23 protein-coding genes are annotated in these 24,027 nt (G+C 42.2%); 3 read left to right on the forward strand and 20 right to left on the reverse strand.

The annotated features are described in order from the left end of the window. Nucleotides 1-73: 73 nt before the first annotated feature. The 6 genes from VRUMOI_RS10755 to dusA all read right to left on the reverse strand — a co-directional run bounded on the left by VRUMOI_RS10755 (nt 74) and on the right by dusA (nt 6,323). Nucleotides 74-856 (reverse strand): phosphoadenylyl-sulfate reductase, encoded by a 783-nt coding sequence (locus VRUMOI_RS10755; RefSeq protein WP_089139097.1) that lies wholly within the window; start codon nt 854-856, stop codon nt 74-76. After that, complete coding sequence (gene cysI, locus VRUMOI_RS10760) at nt 849-2,576, reverse strand: assimilatory sulfite reductase (NADPH) hemoprotein subunit (RefSeq protein WP_089139098.1); 1,728 nt, start codon at nt 2,574-2,576, stop codon at nt 849-851. The genes VRUMOI_RS10755 and cysI overlap by 8 nt, the downstream gene beginning before the upstream one ends. Next, a complete protein-coding gene (locus tag VRUMOI_RS10765; protein WP_089139099.1) occupies nt 2,576-4,390 on the reverse strand; it encodes an assimilatory sulfite reductase (NADPH) flavoprotein subunit in 1,815 nt (604 codons plus the stop codon). The genes cysI and VRUMOI_RS10765 overlap by 1 nt, the downstream gene beginning before the upstream one ends. Nucleotides 4,391-4,607: 217 nt before the next feature. Continuing rightward, complete coding sequence (locus tag VRUMOI_RS10770) at nt 4,608-4,838, reverse strand: hypothetical protein (RefSeq protein ID WP_089139100.1); 231 nt, start codon at nt 4,836-4,838, stop codon at nt 4,608-4,610. A 103-nt stretch (nt 4,839-4,941) separates the two neighbouring features. Then, complete coding sequence (locus VRUMOI_RS10775; RefSeq protein WP_089139101.1) at nt 4,942-5,154, reverse strand: envelope stress response protein PspG; 213 nt, start codon at nt 5,152-5,154, stop codon at nt 4,942-4,944. 182 nt (nt 5,155-5,336) lie between these two features. Then, nucleotides 5,337-6,323 (reverse strand): tRNA dihydrouridine(20/20a) synthase DusA, encoded by a 987-nt coding sequence (gene dusA, locus VRUMOI_RS10780; RefSeq protein ID WP_089139102.1) that lies wholly within the window; start codon nt 6,321-6,323, stop codon nt 5,337-5,339. A gap of 140 nt (nt 6,324-6,463) precedes the next feature. On the opposite strand from dusA, the gene zur reads away from it, so the two are divergent. Beyond that, the gene (gene zur / locus VRUMOI_RS10785; protein WP_394608085.1) at nt 6,464-6,922 is read left to right on the forward strand and encodes a zinc uptake transcriptional repressor Zur; all 459 of its coding nucleotides are present in this window, start codon (nt 6,464-6,466) and stop codon (nt 6,920-6,922) included. 86 nt (nt 6,923-7,008) lie between these two features. On the opposite strand, the gene pgi is transcribed toward zur, so the two are convergent. From pgi to VRUMOI_RS10805, 4 genes are all read right to left on the reverse strand, one after another. Beyond that, nucleotides 7,009-8,661, reverse strand: a complete 1,653-nt coding sequence (gene pgi / locus VRUMOI_RS10790; protein WP_089139104.1) for a glucose-6-phosphate isomerase — start codon at nt 8,659-8,661, stop codon at nt 7,009-7,011. A gap of 278 nt (nt 8,662-8,939) precedes the next feature. Then, nucleotides 8,940-10,265 carry a BamA/TamA family outer membrane protein gene (locus VRUMOI_RS10795; RefSeq protein ID WP_231897451.1) on the reverse strand — a complete coding sequence of 442 codons (1,326 nt, stop codon included), beginning with the start codon at nt 10,263-10,265 and terminating at the stop codon, nt 8,940-8,942. A 7-nt stretch (nt 10,266-10,272) separates the two neighbouring features. Continuing rightward, on the reverse strand, nt 10,273-11,364 hold the full coding sequence (alr, locus tag VRUMOI_RS10800; RefSeq protein WP_089139106.1) for an alanine racemase: 1,092 nt from the start codon (nt 11,362-11,364) through the stop codon (nt 10,273-10,275). 80 nt (nt 11,365-11,444) lie between these two features. Then, nucleotides 11,445-12,839 carry a replicative DNA helicase gene (locus tag VRUMOI_RS10805; protein WP_089139107.1) on the reverse strand — a complete coding sequence of 465 codons (1,395 nt, stop codon included), beginning with the start codon at nt 12,837-12,839 and terminating at the stop codon, nt 11,445-11,447. Between the two features lie 158 nt (nt 12,840-12,997). On the opposite strand from VRUMOI_RS10805, the gene VRUMOI_RS10810 reads away from it, so the two are divergent. After that, the gene (locus VRUMOI_RS10810) at nt 12,998-14,167 is read left to right on the forward strand and encodes a DUF481 domain-containing protein (protein ID WP_231897452.1); all 1,170 of its coding nucleotides are present in this window, start codon (nt 12,998-13,000) and stop codon (nt 14,165-14,167) included. A gap of 235 nt (nt 14,168-14,402) precedes the next feature. Here VRUMOI_RS10810 and rplI read toward each other — a convergent pair whose 3' ends face one another. The 7 genes from rplI to nsrR form a co-directional block, all read right to left on the reverse strand. Further along, complete coding sequence (gene rplI, locus VRUMOI_RS10815) at nt 14,403-14,855, reverse strand: 50S ribosomal protein L9 (protein ID WP_089139109.1); 453 nt, start codon at nt 14,853-14,855, stop codon at nt 14,403-14,405. A gap of 38 nt (nt 14,856-14,893) precedes the next feature. Beyond that, nucleotides 14,894-15,121: a 30S ribosomal protein S18 gene (rpsR, locus tag VRUMOI_RS10820; RefSeq protein WP_000090472.1), complete on the reverse strand. Its 228-nt coding sequence runs from the start codon at nt 15,119-15,121 to the stop codon at nt 14,894-14,896. A gap of 16 nt (nt 15,122-15,137) precedes the next feature. Next, entirely contained in the window at nt 15,138-15,440 is a 303-nt protein-coding gene (gene priB / locus VRUMOI_RS10825) for a primosomal replication protein N (protein ID WP_089139110.1), read from the reverse strand. Nucleotides 15,441-15,446: 6 nt separating this feature from the next. Continuing rightward, nucleotides 15,447-15,830, reverse strand: coding sequence for a 30S ribosomal protein S6 (gene rpsF / locus VRUMOI_RS10830; RefSeq protein WP_089139111.1), 384 nt, complete (start codon nt 15,828-15,830; stop codon nt 15,447-15,449). Nucleotides 15,831-16,093: 263 nt separating this feature from the next. Next, nucleotides 16,094-16,843 (reverse strand): 23S rRNA (guanosine(2251)-2'-O)-methyltransferase RlmB, encoded by a 750-nt coding sequence (rlmB, locus tag VRUMOI_RS10835; RefSeq protein ID WP_089139112.1) that lies wholly within the window; start codon nt 16,841-16,843, stop codon nt 16,094-16,096. 77 nt (nt 16,844-16,920) lie between these two features. Further along, nucleotides 16,921-19,407 carry a ribonuclease R gene (gene rnr / locus VRUMOI_RS10840; protein ID WP_089139113.1) on the reverse strand — a complete coding sequence of 829 codons (2,487 nt, stop codon included), beginning with the start codon at nt 19,405-19,407 and terminating at the stop codon, nt 16,921-16,923. Nucleotides 19,408-19,526: 119 nt separating this feature from the next. Then, nucleotides 19,527-19,952 (reverse strand): nitric oxide-sensing transcriptional repressor NsrR, encoded by a 426-nt coding sequence (gene nsrR, locus VRUMOI_RS10845; RefSeq protein ID WP_089139114.1) that lies wholly within the window; start codon nt 19,950-19,952, stop codon nt 19,527-19,529. A gap of 109 nt (nt 19,953-20,061) precedes the next feature. On the opposite strand from nsrR, the gene hmpA reads away from it, so the two are divergent. After that, complete coding sequence (hmpA, locus tag VRUMOI_RS10850; protein ID WP_089139115.1) at nt 20,062-21,213, forward strand: NO-inducible flavohemoprotein; 1,152 nt, start codon at nt 20,062-20,064, stop codon at nt 21,211-21,213. Between the two features lie 85 nt (nt 21,214-21,298). Here hmpA and VRUMOI_RS10855 read toward each other — a convergent pair whose 3' ends face one another. The 3 genes from VRUMOI_RS10855 to hflC all read right to left on the reverse strand — a co-directional run bounded on the left by VRUMOI_RS10855 (nt 21,299) and on the right by hflC (nt 24,026). Beyond that, nucleotides 21,299-22,615: an adenylosuccinate synthase gene (locus VRUMOI_RS10855; RefSeq protein ID WP_089139116.1), complete on the reverse strand. Its 1,317-nt coding sequence runs from the start codon at nt 22,613-22,615 to the stop codon at nt 21,299-21,301. A 158-nt stretch (nt 22,616-22,773) separates the two neighbouring features. Beyond that, nucleotides 22,774-22,959, reverse strand: coding sequence for a DUF2065 domain-containing protein (locus VRUMOI_RS10860; RefSeq protein WP_089139117.1), 186 nt, complete (start codon nt 22,957-22,959; stop codon nt 22,774-22,776). 92 nt (nt 22,960-23,051) lie between these two features. Then, on the reverse strand, nt 23,052-24,026 hold the full coding sequence (gene hflC, locus VRUMOI_RS10865) for a protease modulator HflC (protein ID WP_089139118.1): 975 nt from the start codon (nt 24,024-24,026) through the stop codon (nt 23,052-23,054). Between the last annotated feature and the right edge of the window lies 1 nt (nt 24,027).

Below are 24,027 nucleotides of genomic sequence, written 5' to 3' on the forward strand. Positions count from 1 at the left end.
TTTTATATATAAAAGAGGCTCCTTAATCAGGAGCCTCTCTCATTTACATTAGATTAATGGCGGGAGCGATCTTTTATATTCCCGAGCCATCTTGTTGCTGTTCAGGATCATCTTCATGGAGTCCACACTCTCTTTTTAGTCCAAAGAACCGTGTTTCTTCTTCTGACATTCCAGGTTCCCACTTGCGAGTGGTATGCGTATCTCCAACTGAAAGGTATCCTTCCTCCCATAGAGGATGATAGGACAAACCGTTTCTTTCTAGGTATTGATGTATCTCTTTATTACTCCAGTCAATGATAGGTAAAAACTTAAAGACACCATTTTGAACCGCGAGTATAGGTAATCCATTACGGCTATTTGATTGATCACGTCTCAAGCCAGAAAACCAAGTAGATACATTGAGCTCTTTTAATGCACGTCGCATTGGTTCTACTTTATTTATCTTATTGTACTTTTCTATTCCGTCGACACCTTGCTCCCAAAGTTTGCCATAAGAAGCTTCCTGCCAATTAGGGCTTTGTTCAGCTCGGAAAACTTGCAAGTTAAGATTCAGTTTCTCTTTTAACTCGTCAATAAATCGATATGTCTCAGGAAATAGATACCCGGTATCAGTCAATATAACCGGAATATTAGCTTTAGCTTCTGTCGCCAAGTGCAACATCACAGCTGCTTGGATACCGAAACTTGAAGATACGGCAGCTTCACCTGGTAAATTTTCCAGCGCCCATCGAATTCTTTCTTGGGCAGTCATCTCTTCGAGTTGCGCATTAATCTCTGCAAGCTTTAAGCTTTGTTCGACTTTATTAAGATTGACTAGCTCTTCTAAATCAAGACTCTTTTCTTGTGTACTATGCATGGAAGTCCCTCTTCGAGATCACGACCTCTTCTATAATACCAACACGGATGACAAAATCGCCAAACGCTTCTTTTTCGTCACGTTCTTTGGACCAACGAGCCACCAGCCCATCAATCTCTTGTAGAATTTGCTTATCCGTAATGTTCTCTTTATACATCTTAGGAATACGAGTACCACTACGATTACCGCCTAAGTGTAAGTTATAACGCCCAGGGGCTTTGCCAACTAAACCAATCTCAGCCAACATTGCTCGCCCACATCCGTTAGGACAACCTGTGACACGTAAAATAATGTTATCTTCTTTAGGTAACTGGTGTTTTTCTAAAACCCCTTCGACTTCAGTTACAAAAGAGGGAAGGAAACGTTCTGCCTCTGCCATCGCTAATGGACAGGTTGGAAATGCCACACACGCCATTGAGTTTTTACGCTGCTCACTAATAGAAGCATCCATTAACCCATGTGCTACAGCAATACTTTCTATTAGTTCTTTTTGATCTGCTGATACGCCTGCAACAATCAAGTTTTGGTTTGCAGTAATACGGAAGTCACCTTTATGTACTTTTGCTAATTCAGCCATACCAGTCTTAAGTGGTTTACCTGGATAATCTAAAATACGACCATTCTCTATAAACAGAGACAAGTAGTGTTTACCATCAATACCTTCAGACCAACCAATGCGATCACCACGCTCAGTAAACTCATAAGGACGACTTTCTTCAAATTTACTACCAGCGCGTTTTTCAACTTCCGCTTTAAATACATCAATACCAACGCGGTCTAGTGTATATTTAGTTTTGGCATTTTTACGGTTAGAACGGTTGCCCCAATCACGTTGAGTCGTTACCACAGCTTCAGCAAACGCCAAAGTTTGATCGACTGGAATAAAGCCAAAGTCATCTGCACGACGAGGATACGTTGAGGTATCACCATGTGTCATTGCAAGGCCCCCGCCCACCAGTACGTTAAAACCGATTAACTTACCGTCTTCTTCAATTGCTACAAAGTTCAGATCATTGGCATGAACATCGACATCATTCAGTGGTGGAATAGCAATCGTGGTTTTAAATTTACGTGGTAAGTAAGTTCGACCTAAAATAGGTTCTTCCTCTTGTACGGTACTATCGATTTTTTCCGCATCCAACCAAACTTCCGCATAACCTCGAGCATGTGGCAAAAAGTGTTCACTGATTTTCTTTGACCACTCATACGCTTCTTGGTGTACTTCTGATTGATAAGGGTTCGCTGTACATAGCACATTTCGGTTCATATCAGCCGCAGTACCAATCGAGTCAATACCGATCGAATTAAGCGCCTTATGCACCTTCTTAATATTGGGTTTTAAAATACCGTGATATTGAAACGTTTGACGTGTGGTTAAACGAATACTGCCATATAGAGTATGTTCATCAGCCCACTTATCAACACCAAGCCATTGGGTTGGAGTGATCACACCAGCCGGTAAACGCGCACGAACCATTAAAGTATGCAATGGCTCCAGTTTTTGCTTGGCACGCTCAGCTCGGATGTCACGGTCATCTTGTAAATACATGCCGTGGAAACGAATCAATGTAAAGTTGTCGCCTGTCACTGCACCGGTGATGGGGTTTTGTAGATCTTCTGCAATCGTGCCACGTAAAAAATTACTTTCGGCTTTTAAACGCTCACCATCAGAAAGTGGACCTAATACTTCACCTAATACTACTTGTTCTTTCGTGCTCATTAGTACACATCCCTTTGATAACGTTTTGCTTTGCGTAGGTCATTTACAAAAGATTCCGCTTGCTCTCGACCTAGTTTCCCTTGTTCTTGCGTAACTGAAATTAATGCTTCATGAACATCTTTAGCCATACGATTTGCATCGCCACATATATAAACGTATGCACCTTGCTGTAACCATTGCCACACTTCAGCAGCATTTTCTAAAATTCGATCTTGCACATATACTTTCTCAGCCTGATCTCGGCTAAAGGCAACATCTAATTTTGTTAACACACCTGATTTCAAATATTTTTGCCATTCAACTTGGTATAAGAAATCCTGAGTGAAGGTACGATCGCCAAAGAATAACCAGTTTTTACCTTCTGCATCTCGTGCTTCTCGTTCTTGGATAAAACTACGAAATGGCGCGATCCCCGTTCCAGGACCAATCATGATTACAGGGGTATTATCATCTTCTGGCAGCTTGAAGTTATTATTGTGCTCTATAAAGACCTTAACTTTATCGCCTTCTTCCAATCGATGAGTCAGATAATGAGACGCACCACCATAGCGGGTTTCATCACCTTGTTGATATTCAACTAGACCGACGGTTAAATGCACTTCATCCTCCACTTCCGCTTGGCTTGACGCTATCGAATAAAGCCTTGGCGTTAATTTTCGGAATAGTCCAGCAAGCTCTTCTGCCGTAAGTTTGGTTTTCTTTTCTTTTAAAACATCAAGGATCTGAGTATTACCGGCATACTCACGCAGTTTATCTTTATCTTCCACCAGCTTTTGTAGCTTCTTACTACCAGAGAGCTCGGAATACTTTGTGACAAGTTGCGGGTTAGATGCCGTAATTTCAAACTTATTAACCAAAGCGCTATGAATAGAAATACTATCGCCATCCAGTTCGATACTTTCGATTCCAGATAAACTAACTTGATCTAAAATTGCCGCAACGAGATCTGAACTGTTTTCATACCATACACCGAGTGCATCACCAGGTTGATAAGTGATCCCTGAGCCTTCAAGATCTATTTCAATATGTCGAACATCTTTACCTGAATCACGCCCGGTAATCTTCTGGCTTGTCAGTAAACTAGCAGTGTAAGGGGTTTGTTTATTCCATGGGTTTTCTGTATGAGCCGCTTGACCTACAGGTAATTGCACAACTTGAGCATCGCTTGCCGATAGTGTTTCTTTTACTTTTTCTAAAGCTTGTTTACGCCACTCACTGGCTGATGCTTCATAGTCAACATCACAATCAAGACGATCAAGGAAAGCGGTTGCACCAAGCTTGCTTAAATAGTTATCAAAGTCTTTACCAGTTTGGCAGAAAAACTCATAGCTAGAATCACCTAATGCAATAACGGCATATTTTAAGTTCGCTAATTTAGGCGCTTTTTTCGATTGAAGAAATTCATGCAACTCAATGGCATTATCTGGCGCTTCACCTTCACCATTGGTTGAAGCAACAATGATGACATGGGTTTCTTTGGCGAGATTCTTACCTTTGTAGTCACTAGCATCAAATAGTTCTACCGCGATACCATTAGCATCGGCTTCATTCTTTAACGCTTCAGCGACACCTTTGGCATTCCCCGTTTGCGAGGCATAGATAATAGTCAATTTGCCAGCAGGCTCAGCAGCTACTGAAAGTTGAGATTGACTCGCACCTGCGGTTGATGGTTGCCCGGTCTGGCTTAGCCCCCAGAAGTAACCACTCACCCACGCAAGTTGCTGTGGTGATAACTCAGACATAGCCTGCTGCAATTGACCGATTTGCTGATCATTGAGCGGACTAGCCAAAGCTGAAAGATCCTTAAGTAACATGTCACGACATCCTATCTTTTATATAAGCTGAAATGCTCTCAGTTCAAGTGGGAACATTTAGGGATACAATATTATTGCTTCATGACAATAGATTAACGATTCTGATGAATCGCGAGAAAGAATTGATAAGTATGTTTTATAACTTTTTGGAAATAAGGAAGGTGCTAAACAATAAGAGGATAGGAAAATGGCCATTAGACCACTTATTTATAGAAGGCTATTTGTTAGCAATACGAACTTGTTTAAAACCGACATCTAAAGCAGAACGAGAGGCTTCATCAGCATCTTGATAATGACATTCTTGTCCATGCTCATCAGTAAGCAACACTAAGCCACCTCGGTTATGACGAAACTCCACTATCCAGCTCTCCTCTTCAATAGAGGATTCAATAATCGCTTCAATCAATTGCTTATCTTTATATAAGCGGCGAAGTTCTGTCACTGTCATGATGTGTCCTTCCATGTCACCCACAATGCTTACTCATTAATCATGGCGCAAATTTCAGAACTTGCTAGTTTGGATAGTGAATTGCTCTACCTCTATCAAAAAATCAATTAGAGGTAGGCTTATTGTAGTGTTTATAAATATACAGACCGATCAATGCGACAATAATCCAAGGCAGTAATTTTATCACCGCCCCAACCATACTCACTATAAAGGCAAACAGCAGCGCTGCCGCTAAAGCAATAAAGAAAGTCACTATTGTTACACCGGTGAACATCAACATACCGATAAATACGAGAATACAAAGCAGCTCAAACATAAATAGCCCTATTTCATCAAAGTTAGATTATTGCATTTACTTAGTTATGCAGATTACGCGCCAAGTTTCACAAAATTTAAAGCCATAATATTCAATAAGTTAAAATCAACAACAGTAAATACAAAATAAAAAAGGCGGATTTAGCCAATAAAAGGTCAAATCCGCCATCTTAATAAAGAGGGTTATACGTCTAATTCTGCTGGAATTTTTGCGAGTGCAGCTTCAACCACTTCAACCCCTGAACCTGGCTTATGCGCATTCTCACTAATATAGCGTCGCCATTGACGCGCACCTGGCATTGCTTGGAATAAACCTAACATATGGCGAGTGATGTGACCGAGGCTAGCGCCGGCTGCCATTTCTTGTTCAATATAAGGCAGCATTTCTTGGACAACTTGACGGCGTTTTTTTATCGGTTTGTCACAACCAAATATTTTCTGGTCGACCTCTGCTAACAAATACGGATTTTGATAAGCTTCGCGCCCCACCATCACCCCATCAAGATGTTCAAGATGCGTTAATGAATCCTCAATAGTTTTCACGCCACCATTGATCGCAATGGTCAAATGAGGGAAATCTTGCTTGAGTTGGTACGCGCGAGGGTAGTCCAATTCTGGGATTTCACGGTTTTCTTTTGGGCTTAATCCACTCAACCACGCTTTACGAGCATGAATCGTAAATTGATCAACGCCGCCCTGTTCACTCACCATAGAAATAAAGCGAGTTAAAAACTCATAGGAGTCTTGGTCATCAATCCCAATACGTGTTTTTACCGTTACAGGAATATCGACGACTTCACGCATCGCCGACATGCAATCGGCCACCAGTTCAGGCTCCGCCATTAAACACGCGCCAAATTTACCATTTTGTACACGATCAGATGGACAACCGACGTTTAAGTTAATTTCGTCATAGCCACGCTCTTGAGCAAGCTTAGCGCAATGGGCTAAATCAACTGGATTCGAACCACCAAGTTGCAGTGCAATTGGGTGTTCCTGTTGACTAAACTGAAGAAAGTCACCTTTACCATGAATAATTGCCCCCGTTGTTACCATTTCGGTATACAACAGCGTATGCTCAGTTAATAAACGATGGAAATAACGACAGTGACGATCGGTCCAATCGAGCATGGGAGCGATAGAAAAACGTTGCATTGGGTAATTATTCATAATGGTATATGGGATAAATATCTCTGATTTATGTAGCCAAATATTTTACCATAGGCAGCAAAGGCGTACACCAATGAAAAAGAAATAGCGGTGACTCGCTCTATCATTGTTGTATTTAAAAGAAAAAATTAAGGCTAAAAATTTTGAATAAACGTTTAATCCAACAAGTGACTGACCTTTGCCAGCAAAGAGGGGTTCGCCTCACCTCGCAACGTCAACAAGTACTTGAACTTATTTGGCAGCAAAAGGGCTCTTCTACCGCTTATGAATTACTGGATAAACTCAAACAAACCGAACCTCAAGCGAAACCGCCTACTGTCTATCGCGCATTAGAGTTTTTACTTGAACAAGGCTTTATTCATCGTGTGGAGTCGACCAATAGCTTTGTTTCTTGCTGCTTTTTTGATGAGCATGATTGCCATGGTAACAATAAGCATTTTTCACACTTATTAATTTGTGATCAATGTGGTGATGTTAGTGAACTTCAAGATGACGCTTTAGTGGCATTATTGACTAAAAATATTGCTCAACATGGATTTAAGCTAACGAACCATGTCATCGAAACACATGGGATTTGCCGAAACTGTCAATCTGACTAATTTTTCTCATTCTTCATTTCCAAATTCACGCATAAAAAAAGAGAAGCCAATTTGAGCTTCTCTTTTTATATCAGATTCTTAATAACTTAAGCTTTAAACGCTTTAAATGCATTAATTAAACCATTGGTTGAACTATCATGTGAATCAACCGCGTTATTATCCGCTAGCTCTGGTAAAATTTGGTTAGCCAGTTGCTTACCAAGCTCTACACCCCATTGGTCAAAACTAAAGATATTCCAAATCACCCCTTGAACAAAAATCTTATGCTCATACATGGCAATTAGGTTACCTAATGTTTTCGGCGTAATTTGTTTCACCAAAATAGAGTTGGTAGGGCGATTACCTTCAAACACTTTAAAGTTCACTAAATCTTTCACTTCTTCAGGTGTTTTACCTGCTGCTGCAAACTCTGCTTCCACTTGAGCTTTCGACTTACCAAACGCAAGAGCTTCTGTCTGAGCAAAGAAGTTCGACATCAATTTCTGATGATGATCGCCCACTTGGTTATGACTGATCGCCGGTGCGATGAAATCACAAGGGATCAACTTGGTACCTTGGTGGATCAATTGGTAGAAAGCATGTTGACCGTTAGTACCAGGCTCACCCCAAATGATTGGGCCAGTTTGGTAATCAACAGCGTCGCCATTACGATCGACGTATTTACCATTTGACTCCATATTCCCTTGTTGGAAGTAAGCAGCAAAGCGATGTAAATATTGATCGTAAGGTAAGATAGCTTCTGATTCCGCACCATGGAAATTGTTATACCAAATACCAATCAATGCCAAAATTACAGGAATGTTATTTTCAAATTCTGTATTAGCAAAATGATTGTCCATTTCATGCGCCCCTTCCAATAACTCAATAAAGTTATCAAAACCAACGGCAAGACAAATAGACAGACCGATTGCAGACCATAAAGAGTAGCGGCCGCCAACCCAATCCCAGAATTCAAACATGTTATCAGTATCAATACCAAACTCAGAGACTGATTTAGCATTCGTAGAAAGTGCCGCAAAGTGCTTAGCAACGTGAGCAGAATCTTGCGCAGTCGCTAGGAACCAATCACGAGCACTGTGTGCGTTAGTCATCGTTTCTTGCGTCGTAAAGGTTTTTGATGCCACTAAGAATAACGTCGTTTCTGGGTTTAAATTCTTTAGTGTTTCAGCAATATGAGTACCATCAACGTTAGACACAAAGTGCATATTTAAACGCGTTTTATAAGCCGCTAATGCTTCAGACACCATGTAAGGGCCAAGGTCAGAGCCGCCAATACCAATGTTAACCACATCGGTGATTTCTTTACCGGTATAACCTTTCCACTCACCCGATACGATACGGTTAGTGAAGCTTTCCATCTTAGCCAATACCGCATTCACGCCAGGCATCACATCTTCACCATCGACCAAAACAGGTGTATTGCTACGGTTACGTAACGCCGTGTGTAATACTGCACGGCCTTCGGTTTGGTTGATCTTATCACCAGCAAACATAGCTTGAATGGCGGCTTTAAGTTCGGTTTGCTCAGCAAGGGCGAACAAATGAGTGAACGTTTCTGTATCCAACAAGTTTTTAGAGTAGTCGACTAAAATGTCGGAGCCAAATGTTGCAGAAAATTGATTGAAACGGTCAGCATCTTGAGCAAATAAAGCGGCCAGCTCCATATCTTGTGCTGATTCAAAATGCTCTGTCAGCGCTTTCCATGCTGCCGTTGTGGTTGGATTGATATTTTTCAACATTACTCATTCCTGATAAGTCTATTGGATTTACTCAGAACAAAAAACTGAGATGGTTAATTGCCCTGCCCCGATACAAAACAAGCTTAGCCGAATAAATAGGCTCAACTTACAATAATTTTATGACTGAGCATTGTCTCAGTACTTTAGTTTCACTGCCATTAATAGGATTATCGCAGTGATTTATGTGATCGATATTGCGTTACGTCAGTTTAATTAAAAGTCCGCTCTAAAGAAATCATCAAATTCCTTTTCAACAGGCCAATCAATAAAAATCATGATTAGAACGGTTGATTGACCATCACACGGAACATACTTTCTTCATCTCCCCACGCCATTTCAGCGCGAACCACGACACCTTCAACTTGAAAACGTACTGCGCCACCGTAACTTACTTGCATATTTTCATGCAGCTCAGCAAGATCATAGTCATCCGCTACTCGACCAACATCGGTAAATAATACCCATTGCCACCACGGCACATTATACCAATCAAACACTGGCCAGTTTTGCAATGGCTGCCAATCGGGCATCACACGATACTCTAAACTATAGTTAATTGCGGCTCGGCCAGTAAATCGACCTGACGAAAAACCACGTTGACGATATAGTCCACCTAAGCGTACCCCCGCATATTCAGGCGGCCGATGTTTACCATCCGAGCCTTGCTCCCAACTTGGCGTACCGGCAGTATAAAAATCAAAAGCAATAACTTGTTTATTAAACAAATTGCCTAGTGAGCCGATATCAAAGTACTGACTGTTTTGAAACTCCCACGTACTCCATGATTCATCATTTCCTAAATCTGGCGCATAAGTGTAATTGAATATGGTGTGTGAACCTTGCGTGGTATTGCGGGTACTGTCTCGATTATCCCAATCAACACTAAAGGTTGCCCCCCAAGTTGAATCAGCCTCGTCATAATCAATATCATCGAGCTTGCGGGTTTTATAAAATGGTGCAATACCGAGCGTCGTCACCCCACTGTCCCAAGGTGTCATGCCAGTAATGGTACGGCGAGGGGAGTAACTGGCTTTGGCCGCTTGTTCTTTTCCTAAACCAAGAGGTAAAACATATCGAAATTTTGCTTGAATTCGAGACTCTCGGCCGTCGGTTTCAACATAATCATCAAAATCCGAATGATTGCGAGTTGCTTCACCAAGGTAGTAATTGTAATCATTAAATTGAGCTAGGTAGGCATCAGAATCCACTAACCAACGATCGCTCAGTTGATAGTTATACCCTCCCAGGTAAGTCACGTAACTGCCTTTATCTGACACAAATGCCGCACCCAACAATGCCGCTTGCGGTTGACCCACTCCTTTTAATAAACCCGCAGCACCAATTGAGTTACCTATCGAATCAGAAATAAAGCCAAATGGAACCACTTTAAAATCGGAATACCAAGAGTCATCTTTTTTATCATTAGAAGCGGAGTGAGGTTCGTCTGCGTGCACAGTCTCTGAATTTGATTCTTCGGGTTGGGAAATGTGTATATTGGGTTCAGCTTGGATAGTAACGGAATAAAAGCTTGCCATGCCAAAACAAAATAGCAGTTTACATAATGATCGTGCATTTCCTTGCATCAATAGCATTATTTTTTTCATCGTTCGATTAATACTCGTCAGAATAAAGCATAACAACTCGCCCTGTGAGCTTAGTGACTAACTCATAAGCGATGGTGCCGACATGATGAGCCACTTCTTCTGCGGGTAACCCATTCCCCCACAAAACCGCTTCATCTCCAACGCTGTCTTGACTATCTTTACCTAAATCAACGGTTAGCATATCCATTGACACCCGACCAGCCAATGGAACACGACGCCCATTGATCAACACAGGCGTACCATTCGGAGCCGTGCGTGGGTAACCATCGCCATATCCCATCGCCACTACGCCGACTTTGGTATCACTTTGAGCCGTCCAGGTTGCCCCATAACCAACACTCTCGCCCGCCTTCACATCGCGTACTGCGATTAACTGAGAGGTCAATGTCATCACTGGCTCAAAGTTCATCGATGTTGCAATTTTATCTTCGAAAGGGGAAATACCGTACAAGATAATTCCAGGTCTCACCCACTCAAGATGGCTATCCGGCCACGCTAAAATTCCTGACGATGCAGCGATAGAGCGCTCACAGTCTGCTTCTGCTAATTGGGTAAAGAGTGTGATTTGCTGCATGGTCACTGGATTATCTAATTCATCTGCACAGCCAAAGTGACTAATAAAACGTAGCGGTTTTACCACATTAGGGCAGGCATGCAAACGTTGAATAAACACATCAAGCTCTTCAGGGCGAACACCAAGTCGGTGCATCCCCGTATCAATTTTTAGCCACACATCGATCGGAGAAGCCAATGTTGCTTTCTCTAATGCAATTAATTGCTCTTCACAATGTAGTGCCGTATGCAGGTTATTGGCCTGTAAGATAGGCAAATCTGAGTCAGCGTAAAAGCCTTCCAACAGTAGAATAGGTTTGCTAATACCCGCCCTTCTTAGCTCCAAGGCTTCCTCAATTCTTGCCACACCAAAATTATCAGATAAGGATTCAAGCGCTAAAGCAACAGGAACCGAACCATGACCATAGCCATTGGCTTTAACAATTGAAGTAATTTGGCTATTAGGTACCTTAAGCTTAATTTGCTCAAAGTTATGGCGCAATGCCGCTAAATTTATCTTCGCAGTCGCGGCCAAAGTCGGCTTCATGAATATGTGTCCTTGAAATACGGCAGGTGGTATAACCGAAAAAGTAGCTGGCTTACGCCAACCAATCTTACTAATTTTCTTTATTCGTCATCAAAAGCTGGGCCAGCGTAATTATCAAAACGAGAGAACTGCCCTTGGAAGGTTAATCGAACCGAGCCAATGGGACCATTACGTTGCTTACCGATAATGATCTCAGCAATCCCTTTCAGAGCACTATCTGGATGATAAACCTCATCTCGATAGATAAACATAATCAAATCCGCATCCTGCTCTATCGCGCCCGATTCACGTAAATCCGAGTTAATTGGACGTTTATCCGCACGTTGCTCCAAAGAACGGTTAAGCTGAGATAGTGCCACAACGGGTACGTTTAACTCTTTGGCCAGTGCTTTTAGCGAGCGCGAAATCTCAGAAATTTCTAAGGTACGGTTATCTTGCAAACCCGGTACGCGCATCAACTGAAGGTAATCAACCATAATCATTGATAAGCCCCCCGTTTCTCGAGCAATTCGACGCGCGCGTGAACGTAAATCGGTTGGTGTTAGACCTGAACTATCATCGATATACATATTCTTCTTCTGCATCAGAATACCCATGGTCGACGAAATACGGGCCCAGTCTTCATCATCCAATTGGCCTGTACGGATCTTCGTTTGATCGACACGAGATAATGACGCAAGCATACGCATCATCAATTGTTCAGCGGGCATCTCTAGTGAAAATATGAGAACTGGCTTATCTTGATCCATCGCCGCATTTTCACATAAGTTCATCGCAAAGGTCGTTTTACCCATCGAAGGACGAGCGGCCACAATAATTAAATCCGAGCCTTGCAGACCCGCGGTTTTCTTATTGAGATCATTAAAACCAGTTGAAACCCCAGTCACGCCATCTTGAGGAGATTTATATAGCTCTTCGATACGCTCTAAGGTTTTTTCTAAAATATTATCGACGCTTTGAGGACCTTCGCTTTCCGTGGTTCGCTCTTCAGCAATGGCAAAGACTTTACTTTCGGCCATGTCAAGTAAGTCAGCCGAGCTACGCCCTTGCGGATCATAACCAGCATCGGCGATTTCATTGGCAATACCAATAAGGTTACGAACTAACGCTCGCTCACAGACAATATCCGCATAAGCGTTAATATTGGCAGCACTTGGGGTATTTTTGGCAAGATCGGCAAGATAAGCGAAGCCACCGACAGATTCTAACTCTTCTCGTTGTTCGAGATGCTCTGATAAGGTGATAAGATCCAGCGGTTGGTTATTCTCTAAAATGACTTTAATAGCGGCAAAAATAAGGCGATGTGGTCGACTATAGAAATCCTTATCCACCACTTTACCTGAGATCGAATCCCAACGTTCGTTATCGAGTAAAAGTCCACCTAGAACAGATTGCTCTGCCTCAAGTGAGTGAGGAGGTACTTTGAGGGCATCGACTTGAGCGTCTACGATTTTTCGAGGTTTATTTTCTGCCATGGGACCACTTACTTGAAAAATTAAGTCAACTATTATAACTGAGTGTGTGGATTTGTAATCACACTATCGTATAAAAAAAAATTTAACGTTATGATGACGGCAAAATGCAGACATCCTTTATTATCGTCCGCTGTTATTTTATTGAGGTATGGCTCTTAGTGCAAAATCGATTACTACCGCTATTGTATTTAATCATAAGCAGCCAAGCTTATAGTGAAGACTCAATAACCAGTCGCTCAGTGGAAAGTAGCTCGACGGCCAATAGTTCGCTAACGGTACCCAAGGATGATACTCAAACGACATCAACCCCTTCTGAATCTGATCAGCAGGCGAATTCGGATACCGATTCGACAGAGCAAGGACTCACATTCGAACCGACTCCTCCTCCCCCTGAAGAGCCGCCATCGACGACCGAGCAACATGATACCCCTACCTCGTCATCTAACAATGAAGATATTGTCACTACACCATCTGAAAACAAAGATAACGCCGCGTCCGATGACGGTATCGACGAAGAGTTAATTGCCGAGCTTCTCAATGAAGATGACAGCAGTGCTGACGATGAAAAAAAAGATTCGGATACGAAAGACAGCGGAAAAACCGCAGTAAAAAGTAAAACGGCACAAACCAAAAGCACGGAGAGCTCAGTTGGTAGTGCAACCTGGTTGCCTGAAATAGAGTTTGGTTATCGCTCTGAGCAAGGTAACGAAGATGAACGCTCTCTCAATGCCCGCTTAGCCTTGTCTCACATCTCTGGTCGTTTGCGTAATAGCGGTTCAATCAAAATCTACATGAAAAATGAAGATGGAAAAGAAGATGAACGCGATCAAACTTACCAATTACAAAGTGACTATAAAATCAGTCCTAGATTCTATATTTATGGCAACTTTAAAGGCATCGATTCAAAGTACAGTTCCTATTTTCACGATTACACAGTTTCAAGCGGTCTGGGTTACCAGCTCACCAATACTGAAACACTAAAAATAGAAACTGAACTTGGCCCGGGTTATCGCTACCAAGAACCAAATACCGATGAGATAGATGATGACGATCCTATTTTTCCAGACAATGTCGCTGAACCTATTATTCGAGCAAGCTTAACGGCGAATTGGAAGCCGCTCGATAACACGTCTTTCAAATTTGATGGAACGATGGTAAGTGGTTCGAGTAATACCCGTTTCAATACGGAAATTAGTATTATCAACTATATCACCGAAGATATTGCTTTAAAGATCTCACAAAATATCGAACACCTTAGTCGTGTACCCAATAACTTAGAGAAAACAGATACCATATTAACCATCAATATTCTGTATGCACCTAAATAAACAGGCATCCTTTATGGTGATTCCAAGGGATAAGTACAAAGCAAATTCTGACATTTTCCGATTAAGGGCTATACCACATTGAGTGGGTCTACTTTAGATAGCTCCTTAAAACAAACTTAGCCACATTACTTTACGGTCCCTCATCAATTATTACTCGGACAGAATAAACGCATTTTCAAGATATAAAAAAACCGACACTAGGTCGGTTTTTTTATTGTGCTTTTGATACTGACAATTAGCCAGCAGCAACCACTTCAAGTTTAACTTCAGCGAACACTTCAGAATGAAGTTGGATGCTGATTTCAAACTCACCAGTGTTACGTAGTGCACCTTCAGGAAGGCGAACTTCGCTCTTAGCAACTTCAACGCCTGCTGCAGTAATTGCATCAGCGATATCACGAGTACCGATAGAACCAAATAGTTTACCTTCGTCACCCGCTTTAGAAGCGATAACAACTGCTTCTAGTGCGTTAACTTTCTCAGCGCGAGCTTGAGCAGCAGCTAGTTGCTCAGCAACTTTAGCTTCTAATTCAGCGCGACGTGCTTCGAAAACTTCAACGTTAGCTTTAGTAGCCATAACTGCTTTACCCTGTGGGATAAGGAAGTTACGAGCGTAACCAGATTTAACGTTAACTTGGTCGCCAAGGTTGCCTAGGTTACCGATTTTATCAAGTAGAATAACTTGCATTATCTTAGTCCTCTTAAACTTAATTAAACTGCTGCCAATTACTGATGTTTGTCAGTATATGGAAGAAGTGCTAGGTAACGAGAACGCTTGATAGCGCGAGCTAGTTGACGCTGATATTTAGCACTTGTGCCAGTGATACGGCTAGGTACAATTTTACCAGCTTCAGTGATGTAGTTTTTAAGAGTTGCTACGTCTTTGTAATCAATCTCTTGTACGCCTTCTGCAGTGAAACGGCAGAATTTACGACGACGGAAGAAACGAGCCATGGGCTATCTCCTGATCTTAAATTTGAGTAATGTTGTCGGCATGTAACACCAATTTCCCCAAACCATTACGGCCGGTGTGATAAGCGACAAAACCACTTACCTTGATGTGACTACCTAAAACTAAATGTTGAGTTAATTCTTGTGACCCTTGCCCACTCACGACTACCTGCATACGACAATAAACTTGTCTCGGTAAATTCGCTTCTTGTACTGTCGAACGGTGCTCAATACTAAAATGGCAATGAGCGATGCCGGCAGGACTTAGGCTTCTAACCGGAGCTTTAACGACAGTGCCGCTTAACTCCAATCGATTGGTCATCAATGATTACTCAGCTGCTGCTTCTTCTGACTTAGCTTCAGAACGCTCTTCACGACGAGGTGCGCGCTCTTCGCGTGCTTTCATCATGATAGATTGCTCAGTCACTGCAGATTTAGTGCGCATGATCATGTTACGTAGAACTGCATCGTTAAAACGGAAAGCAGTTTCTAACTCATCAATTACAGCTTGCTCAGCTTCAACGTTCATAAGAACGTAGTGTGCTTTGTGCAGTTTGTTGATTGGGTAAGCCATTTGACGACGGCCCCAATCTTCTAAACGGTGGATAGTACCGCCAGCTTCAGTGATAGTGTTAGTGTAACGCTCGATCATGCCAGCAACTTGCTCGCTTTGATCAGGGTGCACCATGAATACGATTTCGTAATGACGCATAGGTTGCTCCTTACGGATTATGAGCTTCCACATGGGCTCGGCCATCCGGAGGAAGCAAGGAACGAAAATAAATTAAGACCGAGATTTCAGGACGGCGAATTGTATAAGACGTAGTCAGAATAGGCAAGAGAAAGATGAAAAAGAAAAAGGGCTTCGTTTCTCGGGTGCTCGTAACTCGAAAAAGCTGAAAGTTAGGGTGCGAGAGCCGAGTGCGCTGCGCTTCGAGTTGCGGGGAAGAGCGTCCCCGCATCTCGGCTCTAGCTTTAACCTAAACGCTGACGAACCGCTTCAAATAAACACACCCCAGTCGCCACCGAGACATTCAAACTTGAAACACTTCCCGCCATTGGGATCTTGATTAAATCATCACAAGTTTCACGAGTGAGACGACGCATACCGTCACCTTCTGCGCCCATGACAATGGCTAGAGGCCCCGTCAATTTTGCTTGGTAAATATCGTGCGTTGCTTCGCCTGCAGTACCTACAAACCAAATACCTTGTTCTTGCAGCGCTCTCATAGTACGAGCAAGGTTCGTCACTCGAACAAATGGTACCGTCTCCGCCGCACCACATGCCACTTTACTCACCGTACCAGTCAAAGGCGCTGATTTATCTTTCGGTACAATCACTGCAGCAACACCAGCTGCATCAGCGTTACGTAAACAAGCACCAAGGTTATGAGGGTCAGTAACACCATCTAAAACCAATAATAAAGGCTGCTCACCTTTCGCTTGGCAAGCAGAAATAATGTCATCTAAATGATGTTCATTTAGCTGTTTAGCCGGCTTAACTTTAGCGATGATACCTTGATGGTTTGCGCCTTGTGCTTTGTCATCTAATGCTTTACGCCCCATTTGTTGCACTGATACACCAAACTTCTGTAGTTGGTTAATCACTGGCATTAGTCGGTCATCTTCACGCCCTTTAAGAACAAATGCTTCCACTAAGCGAGCGGGATCTTTCTCTAACACAGCGTTAATGGCATGGATGCCAAAAATAAATTCGTTACTCATTGTCTACCTTGAGGGTGCCGTCACCCATTATTATGAATGCTGCTCCCGAGTAAATCTGATGAGAGAGCAGCCAAAACTTAAGAACTTTGCTTCATTTTAGCGCGTTTAGAAGCTGATGGCTTACTGCGCTTAGGTTTTGTCCCAGGTTTGCCCGCTGACGCCCCTTTAGGCTTACGAGCTTTTTTCTTTTTCGGTTTATCAGAACGTTCATCCGGTCGCTTAGTTGGCTCCACTAAAGGTTTCGCTTTCTGACCTGGCTTATTGGCTTTGACCGCTTGTTTTTTCTGAGTTAAAGCCTTTTTATCGGCATTCACCGCACGCTTTTTCGCTGTTTTGCCCTTACCTCTCGGTTGGCGTTCCGTTCCGACAATTTCGAAATCAATTTGACGATCATCTAAATTAACGGACAATACTTTCACTTTAACGGAATCACCTAAGCGATAAATCAAACCAGAGCTTTCACCGATTAAACGTTGGCCTAATGGATCAAACTGATAGTAATCATTCGCCAGTGACGAAATATGCACTAGACCATCAATATGCAGATCGCTCAATCGAACAAAGAAACCAAAACCCGTGACATTAGCAATGACACCATCAAGCTCTTCGCCGACATGATCTTGCATGTATTCACATTTTAACCAATCAGACACATCACGAGTAGCATCATCCGCACGACGCTCGGTCATCGAACATTGCTCACCGTAAAAATTCATATCATCAAAGCTGTAGTGATAACCGCCAGTCGGTGTCCAACGATCCGTATTTATCCCTTCATTTTTGGCAATTAAATACTTAATCGCACGATGCAGTAATAAATCAGGATAACGACGAATAGGCGAAGTGAAGTGAGCATAACGCTGGAGTGCTAAACCAAAGTGGCCTGCATTTTCCGCATTATAAACCGCTTGTTTCATCGAACGTAATAGCATGGTTTGAATCAGCTCTTTGTCTGGACGTTCACCAATAGACTTGATCAATTCTGCATAATCGGTAGGGGTTGGCTCAAGCCCACCGGTTAGACTTAAGCCTAGCTCTCCAAGAAAACTTCTAAAACCAGTTAAGCGCTCTTCTCCTGGCGTATCATGCACACGATATAACGCAGGTTCTTTGGCTTTTTCAACAAAAGAAGCTGAGGCGATATTGGCTAAGATCATACATTCTTCAATGATTTTATGCGCATCGTTACGAACTACAGGTTCAATACGATCAATTTTACGCAATTCATTAAAAATAAATTTCGTTTCCGTGCTTTCAAACTCAATAGCACCACGCTTTTCACGCGCGACTTTCAACACGCCATACATTTTGTGCAGCTCTTCCAAATCAGGCACTAGAGCATGATAGCGAGCACGAAGCTCTTCATTACCTTCCAAAATATCCGAAACTTTATTGTAAGTAAGACGAGCATGAGAATTCATGACTGCTTCATAATGCTTATATCCGGATAGCTTTCCTGATGATGATATGGTCATTTCACATACCATACATAGACGGTCAACTTGTGGGTTCAACGAGCATAATCCGTTCGACAACACTTCCGGTAGCATAGGGACAACTTGAGATGGGAAGTACACCGAGTTACCACGGTTAATTGCTTCTTTATCTAGAGCGGTATTGGGGCGAACATAATAACTTACATCGGCAATCGCTACCCATAAACGCCAGCCGCCGCCAGGTTCTGCTCGACAGTAAACTGCATCATCAAAGTCTCGTGCATCTTCACCATCAATCGTCACTAACGGTAAATCACGTAGATCAACGCGGCCTTCTTTAGCCTCTTCAGGAACTTCTTCGCCAAGGTGTTCAACTTGTTTTTCAACGGCTACTGGCCATTGGTCTGGAATTTGGTGAGTATGGATAGCGATTTGAATTTCCATACCCGGCGCCATGTTCTCACCCAGTACTTCAACTATTTTCCCCATCATACCGCGAGAACGTGTTGCTCGAGCCGTTAGCTCAACCACCACTACATTCCCCATGCGAGCACCTTCGCGGAACTCATCTGGAATTAAAATATCTTGGCTAATACGAGAATCATCAGGGACAACAAAAGCATGGCCATCTTCTAAAAAGAAACGGCCAACTAAGTTGGTTTTACGTGCCTCAAGGATCCGAACTAGACGCCCTTCTTTACGACCACGTTTATCTTCACCATTAGGCTGCACAAGAACGTAATCCCCATGGATAACGGTCCGCATTTGATGATGAGGAAGAAGCACATCATTATCTTTACCAACACTACCTTCAGGACGAACCCAACCAAAACCATCACGGTGCCCGATAACCGTACCTTTAATTAAGTCGATTTTTTCCGGTAAGGCATAGCACTGACGACGAGTAAAGATCAGCTCACCATCTCGTTCCATCGCTCTCAAGCGACGGCGCAAACCTTCATATTCATCCTCACCTTTTAAGTTCAGAGCTTCAAACAAATCATTACGATTCATTGGAATATTAGCTTGCTTTAAAAATTCGAGAATAAACTCTCGACTCGGTATTGGATTTTCGTATTTTTCGGATTCACGATCTGCGAAAGGATCAATATGAGTGCGTTCGGACATGACAAACCTGCTTATGTGCGCAAAGTGTAATGATTAGTATATCTGAGTGAGGCGGTAACCTACAGAAATCGTTTGAATATCTTCTTATTATTAAAGCAGATAAAGATGACAAGCGTGTGTTACACGGGGGTAAGAAGTAATAAAAGCTCATCATTGTTATCAAGTAAATCAGCGAGAGTGCATTGATCAAGCTGCTGTAAAAATGCCTCTTTCGCCTTAGCTAACTGCACTTTCAACCGACAAGCAGAGGTAATATGGCACGCGCTTTCAGAGCAATCAATCAACTGTAATGGCTCTAAATCTCTTACGACCTGACCAACAGTAATTAGCTCTGCGGGTTTACCTAAACAAATACCACCATGCTTACCTCGGGTTGCCTGGACGTAACCTAACTGAGCCAATTTATTAATAATCTTAATCAGATGATTTTTCGGTATAGAAAATCGATCGCTCACCATTTGGATATTCGAACGCTCACCACTTGGTAGCGTTGCGAGAAAAAGTAATGATCTGATTCCATAGTCAGTAAAAGCGGTTAATTGCATAGTCACTCCTGATCTCTAATTTCATTATTATAATTATTCGGTTGACTGAAAGATATGTTTAGATAAAAATAAACATACATTTAAAATGCAACTTTAAAGAGTGATGAATATGTTAAGTCAATCAACCATCGATATCGTTAAGTCTACCGCCCCACTCATCGCAGAAGCTGGACCATCAATGACAGCTTACTTTTATGATCGAATGTTCAAGCATCATCCCGAATTAAAAGATGTATTCAATTTAACGCACCAAGACACTGGTCGCCAACGTGAAGCTTTATTCAATGCCGTTTATGGTTATGCGGCCAATATAGATAACATCGAAGTTTTATTACCTGTGGTTGAAAAAATTGCCCAAAAACATACCAGCTTTAACATCACAGCGAAGCAATATGACATCGTTGGCACTCACTTACTTGCTACTATCGATGAGTTAATGAACCCTGGACAAGAAGTACTCGATGCTTGGGCGGAGGCCTATGGGTTACTGGCCACAATATTCATCAATCGTGAAGAAGAAATTTATCAACAAACCGAACAAGAAATCGGCGGTTGGCGTGGCACTCGCGAGTTTAAAGTAATTGATAAAAAAGAAGAAAGTAATGTCATTACCAGTTTCGTATTCGAACCTGTCGATGGACAACCAGTCGTAGGGTACAAACCAGGCCAATACATTGGTATCTACTTAAATTCAGACAAACTTGATAATCAAGAAATTCGTCAATATAGCCTATCAGATGCACCTAACGGACAAACATACCGTATTTCGGTAAAACGAGAAGACAATGGCGTGGCGTCAAATTACCTACACGAGGAAGTCCAAATTGGAGACTGCATTGAATTAGCCCCTCCAGCTGGTGACTTTTTCTTTGCAACGGAAGCAAATAAGCCGGTAGCGCTTATTTCAGCAGGCGTTGGTTTAACCCCGATGCTTTCCATTCTAGAAAGTATCAAACATACGCACACTGCAAGTATCCATTGGCTACACGCAACAGACAACAATGAACGTCATGCATTTAAAGAACATTTATTAAATTGCGTTCAACAGCAAGATAATCTGACTCAGCAAGTTTGGTACAAAGAAGAACAAGGATTGATGGCTCTCTCTCAATGCAATGACAGCATTAATTGGCTAGAAACTGAATTCTATCTATGTGGACCAATCGAATTTATGCAATCTATTGCAAAACAATTAATCGCTCTACAAACGCCGGAAGAGAACATTCACTACGAATGCTTTGGCCCTCATAAAGTTCTGTGATTGATTTATAATGATAATAAAAAAGCCGACAATCATGTCGGCTTTTTTGAACTATCAATTTATTCGTAACCAATTTAACGGCTTATTAAGCGTTAAACGGATGAACCTTAATGATGGTTTCGTTACGATCTGGACCAGTTGAAATAATATCAACGGGTACACCTGTTAGCTCTTCAATACGTTTGATGTAATCTAGAGCCGCTTGTGGAAGCGCATCGATAGATTTAGCACCGAAGGTATTTTCAGTCCAACCTGGCATCGTTTCATAAACAGGTGTCGCTCTTTCAAAATCATCAGCTGACATTGGAGACACTTCTACGATAGAACCGTCATCCATCTTGTAGCTTGTACAGATTTTAATTTCTTCTAAGCCATCAAGTACATCAAGCTTAGTTAGGCAGAAACCAGATAATGAGTTTATTTGAATTGCGCGACGCATCGCAACAGCATCAAACCAACCAGTACGACGTAGACGACCCGTTGTGGCACCGAACTCATGACCAACCGTACCTAAGTGCTTACCAACTGGATCTTGTTTGTCTAATCCATCGTATAACTCAGTCGGGAATGGACCTGAACCTACACGAGTACAGTAAGCTTTAGCGATACCTAAAATGTAACCTAGGTGACGAGGACCAAAACCAGAACCGGCAGCAACACCACCAGCAGTGGTATTTGAAGAAGTTACATAAGGGTAAGTGCCATGGTCGATATCAAGCAATGTACCTTGAGCACCTTCAAACATGATTTTATCACCACGCTTACGCGCAGCATCAAGCTCATCGGTCACATCAATCACAAGTGAAGTCAGCAGTTGTGCATAACCTTTCACTTGCTCAAGTACTTCTTCGTAGTTCACTTCTTCTACTTTGTAGTAGTTCACCAGTTGGAAGTTATGATATTCCATCACTTCTTTTAGTTTTTGCGCGAATGATTCCATGTCGAATAGATCGCCAACACGTAAACCACGACGAGAAACTTTATCTTCGTAAGCGGGACCGATACCGCGACCCGTTGTACCAATCGCTTTTTTACCGCGCGCTAATTCACGAGCTTGGTCTAAAGCAATATGATAAGGAAGAATTAGAGGACAAGCTTCAGAAATGTGTAGGCGTTCACGCACTGGAATGCCACGCTCTTCAAGCGGTTTCATTTCTTTTAATAAAGCGTCAGGTGAAAGAACTACGCCATTACCGATAATGCATTTCACATTTTCGCGTAGAATACCTGATGGAATTAAGTGAAGAACGGTTTTTTCACCATCAATGACTAGAGTGTGACCTGCATTGTGACCGCCTTGATAGCGAACCACATATTTTGCATCTTCAGTTAAAAGGTCAACTATTTTACCTTTACCTTCGTCACCCCATTGGGTGCCCAGAACGACTACATTATTTCCCATCTTTCCAAGTCTGCTTGCTAGTTAAAAAAGGATTCTAGCACAGCCTCATACCTTCTTGCAGTCATTTTTTAGCTGAATTTTTATGCAAATAACTTTTTCGAGAAAAATCCCATTATCTGACAAGCAATTATGGTTATGCATTGCTTTCTATTTACTCATCAATTAACCATCAATAATACCAACATAGCCCCGACAACAATTAACACAGTGCCGATCTGCTTTAGCTGCTTATCTGGTTGTTGAGCCATTTGACTAACCATCTTTCTCCATGCCTTAGGAAAAAGTGCTGGCCCTATGCCTTCAAAAATCAACAATAAACCAATGGCAATAATAAATGCATTCATACCACTCCCCTTAATCATGTCATAGCAGAAACAAGAAAGGCCCAAAGAGGGCCTTTCGAATATTAAGTTAACGGTCAGTAGAAATTATTAGTCTACTTTCGGCCATTACTATCGTTCATGTACTTAAAGAAATCACTTTTAGGATCAAGTACTAACAAATCACTCTTATTACTAAATGATTTTTCATACGCTTTAAGTGAACGTAAGAAACTATAAAACTCTGGTGCTTGCGTATAAGCCTTTGAGTAAATAGACGCCGCTTGAGCATCCGCTTCACCACGCGTAACACGAGCGGTTTTATCTGCCTCAGCGAGAATCTTAGCCACTTCTAATTCAGCTTGAGCTCGAATAATTTCAGCTTTCTCACGACCTTGAGAACGGTGCTTACGAGCAACCGATTCACGTTCAGCACGCATACGACGATAGATAGATTCACTGATCTCATCTGGTAAGTTGATTTTCTTCATTCTGAAGTCAACGACTTCTACCCCGAGATCTTTCATTGCACTGCCACGTGTATCTTCCAATACATCTTGCATGATTTGATCACGCTCACCATCAATCTCAAGTGCTTCTTTCGCAGACTCCGGCAATACTTCGTTATCGTCGATAGAATCAACGGCAACAATATCGCTGCTAGGACCAGAAACAATTTGTTTGATTTCACGAGAACCGATCTCAGAACGCAACACGTCTGTCACTTTACGCTCTAATAGCGTTTCAGCAGTAAGGGTATTACCACCACCAGTTGCGAGGTAGTACTGACCAAAATCACTGATCTTCCATTTCACATAAGTATCAATAATAACGTCTTTTTTCTCTGAGGTCACAAAGCGGTCAGAGCGTCCATCCATAGTTTGGATACGTGCATCTAATGTTTTTACGCTATCAAAGAAAGGCATTTTAACATGTAGACCCGGTGGATAAATCTTAGAGACATCATTGGTGTCTTTAAGCACTCGACCAAAGCGGATCACGATGCCACGCTCACCTTCAGGAATAACAAATACAGACATTAACGTCACCACAATTAAAATGGCGACTAAAGGGATAATTAACTTACGCATG

The sequence above is a fragment of the Vibrio rumoiensis genome (genome assembly GCF_002218045.2).
GTDB lineage: Bacteria > Pseudomonadota > Gammaproteobacteria > Enterobacterales > Vibrionaceae > Vibrio > Vibrio rumoiensis.

Coding starts and splice junctions, on each gene's coding strand:
- VRUMOI_RS10755 (WP_089139097.1), bottom strand. CDS start 856: ATGCATAGTACACAAGAAAAGAGTCTTGATTTAGAAGAGCTAGTCAAT.
- rplI (WP_089139109.1), bottom strand. CDS start 14,855: ATGCAAGTTATTCTACTTGATAAAATCGGTAACCTAGGCAACCTTGGC.
- pgi (WP_089139104.1), bottom strand. CDS start 8,661: ATGTTGAAAAATATCAATCCAACCACAACGGCAGCATGGAAAGCGCTG.
- hmpA (WP_089139115.1), top strand. CDS start 20,062: ATGTTAAGTCAATCAACCATCGATATCGTTAAGTCTACCGCCCCACTC.
- rnr (WP_089139113.1), bottom strand. CDS start 19,407: ATGTCCGAACGCACTCATATTGATCCTTTCGCAGATCGTGAATCCGAA.
- VRUMOI_RS10770 (WP_089139100.1), bottom strand. CDS start 4,838: ATGACAGTGACAGAACTTCGCCGCTTATATAAAGATAAGCAATTGATT.
- VRUMOI_RS10795 (WP_231897451.1), bottom strand. CDS start 10,265: ATGAAAAAAATAATGCTATTGATGCAAGGAAATGCACGATCATTATGT.
- hflC (WP_089139118.1), bottom strand. CDS start 24,026: ATGCGTAAGTTAATTATCCCTTTAGTCGCCATTTTAATTGTGGTGACG.
- VRUMOI_RS10765 (WP_089139099.1), bottom strand. CDS start 4,390: ATGTTACTTAAGGATCTTTCAGCTTTGGCTAGTCCGCTCAATGATCAG.
- VRUMOI_RS10860 (WP_089139117.1), bottom strand. CDS start 22,959: ATGAATGCATTTATTATTGCCATTGGTTTATTGTTGATTTTTGAAGGC.
- nsrR (WP_089139114.1), bottom strand. CDS start 19,952: ATGCAATTAACCGCTTTTACTGACTATGGAATCAGATCATTACTTTTT.
- rpsF (WP_089139111.1), bottom strand. CDS start 15,830: ATGCGTCATTACGAAATCGTATTCATGGTGCACCCTGATCAAAGCGAG.
- priB (WP_089139110.1), bottom strand. CDS start 15,440: ATGACCAATCGATTGGAGTTAAGCGGCACTGTCGTTAAAGCTCCGGTT.
- rpsR (WP_000090472.1), bottom strand. CDS start 15,121: ATGGCTCGTTTCTTCCGTCGTCGTAAATTCTGCCGTTTCACTGCAGAA.
- VRUMOI_RS10805 (WP_089139107.1), bottom strand. CDS start 12,839: ATGGCAGAAAATAAACCTCGAAAAATCGTAGACGCTCAAGTCGATGCC.
- VRUMOI_RS10775 (WP_089139101.1), bottom strand. CDS start 5,154: ATGTTTGAGCTGCTTTGTATTCTCGTATTTATCGGTATGTTGATGTTC.
- VRUMOI_RS10855 (WP_089139116.1), bottom strand. CDS start 22,615: ATGGGAAATAATGTAGTCGTTCTGGGCACCCAATGGGGTGACGAAGGT.
- rlmB (WP_089139112.1), bottom strand. CDS start 16,843: ATGAGTAACGAATTTATTTTTGGCATCCATGCCATTAACGCTGTGTTA.
- alr (WP_089139106.1), bottom strand. CDS start 11,364: ATGAAGCCGACTTTGGCCGCGACTGCGAAGATAAATTTAGCGGCATTG.
- dusA (WP_089139102.1), bottom strand. CDS start 6,323: ATGAATAATTACCCAATGCAACGTTTTTCTATCGCTCCCATGCTCGAT.
- cysI (WP_089139098.1), bottom strand. CDS start 2,576: ATGAGCACGAAAGAACAAGTAGTATTAGGTGAAGTATTAGGTCCACTT.